1 rRNA gene (only partly in view) is annotated in these 1,191 nt (G+C 53.1%); it reads left to right on the top strand.

What is annotated here, in order from left to right:
- Positions 1-1,169: ribosomal RNA gene (locus ACQKPS_RS26710) — 23S ribosomal RNA — on the top strand (its annotated part extends 1,748 nt beyond the left edge of the window); the annotation flags it as partial.
- Positions 1,170-1,191 lie beyond the last annotated feature (22 nt).

The raw sequence follows: 1,191 nt of genomic DNA, 5'->3' as shown, positions 1-1,191 counted from the left end.
GTAAGCCCATGCCGGTCGAAGATACCAGGCCGCTGCGACTGTTTATTAAAAACACAGCACTCTGCAAACACGAAAGTGGACGTATAGGGTGTGACGCCTGCCCGGTGCCGGAAGGTTAATTGATGGGGTTAGCGCAAGCGAAGCTCTTGATCGAAGCCCCGGTAAACGGCGGCCGTAACTATAACGGTCCTAAGGTAGCGAAATTCCTTGTCGGGTAAGTTCCGACCTGCACGAATGGCGTAACGATGGCGGCGCTGTCTCCACCCGAGACTCAGTGAAATTGAAATCGCTGTGAAGATGCAGTGTATCCGCGGCTAGACGGAAAGACCCCGTGAACCTTTACTATAGCTTTGCACTGGACTTTGAATTTGCTTGTGTAGGATAGGTGGGAGGCTTTGAAGTGGGGACGCCAGTTCTCATGGAGCCATCCTTGAAATACCACCCTGGCAACTTTGAGGTTCTAACTCAGGTCCGTTATCCGGATCGAGGACAGTGTATGGTGGGTAGTTTGACTGGGGCGGTCTCCTCCCAAAGAGTAACGGAGGAGTACGAAGGTGCGCTCAGACCGGTCGGAAATCGGTCGTAGAGTATAAAGGCAAAAGCGCGCTTGACTGCGAGACAAACACGTCGAGCAGGTACGAAAGTAGGTCTTAGTGATCCGGTGGTTCTGTATGGAAGGGCCATCGCTCAACGGATAAAAGGTACTCCGGGGATAACAGGCTGATACCGCCCAAGAGTTCATATCGACGGCGGTGTTTGGCACCTCGATGTCGGCTCATCACATCCTGGGGCTGAAGCCGGTCCCAAGGGTATGGCTGTTCGCCATTTAAAGTGGTACGCGAGCTGGGTTTAGAACGTCGTGAGACAGTTCGGTCCCTATCTGCCGTGGACGTTTGAGATTTGAGAGGGGCTGCTCCTAGTACGAGAGGACCGGAGTGGACGAACCTCTGGTGTTCCGGTTGTCACGCCAGTGGCATTGCCGGGTAGCTATGTTCGGAAGAGATAACCGCTGAAAGCATCTAAGCGGGAAACTTGCCTCAAGATGAGATCTCACTGGAACCTTGAGTTCCCTGAAGGGCCGTCGAAGACTACGACGTTGATAGGTTGGGTGTGTAAGCGCTGTGAGGCGTTGAGCTAACCAATACTAATTGCCCGTGAGGCTTGACCATATAACACCCAAGCAATTTGCTA

The organism is Pseudomonas sp. NPDC086566 (genome assembly GCF_050280885.1).
Taxonomy (GTDB): domain Bacteria; phylum Pseudomonadota; class Gammaproteobacteria; order Pseudomonadales; family Pseudomonadaceae; genus Aquipseudomonas; species Aquipseudomonas vlassakiae.
This window is presented reverse-complemented; position numbering and strand designations above follow the sequence as displayed.